1 protein-coding gene is annotated in these 427 nt (G+C 62.8%); it reads right to left on the bottom strand.

The window, feature by feature from the left end:
* The coding region (locus EXE45_RS18050; protein WP_137715955.1) for a DUF2087 domain-containing protein at positions 1–344 on the bottom strand (344 nt) is incomplete at its 3' end.
* Between the last annotated feature and the right edge of the window lie 83 nt (positions 345–427).

Genomic DNA, 427 nt, shown 5'->3' with positions numbered 1-427 from the left:
CAGTCTAACGCACCCAGGTCCTTCGCGTGGCGTTCGAGGTGGTCGTTCGCCCGCACGTCGGCCTCGGAGAGCTGGAGGGCTCGGATTTCGTACTCGTTCTCGCGGTTGTCGTACCGGACGTGGCCGAAGTTCACGAACTCGCGGCGCAGTTCGATCGGGTTCGAGAAGTTCTCGCCGATGCGGCGTGTGAATTCGTCTTTCTCGCAGACTTCTCCGACCTCGAATTCGCGGGCGAGCAGTTCCTCTAACACGAGCAGCTTGAGCGCTGCGTTCCCCGGCATCGACTCGTTCCTGCGGTGTTTCTCGAACACCGTCTCGCGGTCCCGGTCGAAGTCGAGTGTCACGGTCCCAAGACGCCCGATCGCGGAATAAGCGTTCGGCACGTGTGCGAGTGAGGCGCATGGCTCGGGATCGATCGAGCGCGTCC

This window comes from Halorubrum sp. SP9 (assembly GCF_005435015.1).
GTDB lineage: Archaea > Halobacteriota > Halobacteria > Halobacteriales > Haloferacaceae > Halorubrum > Halorubrum sodomense.
The sequence above is the reverse complement of the archived record's forward strand: the minus strand, read 5'-3'. Positions and strand labels throughout refer to the sequence as shown.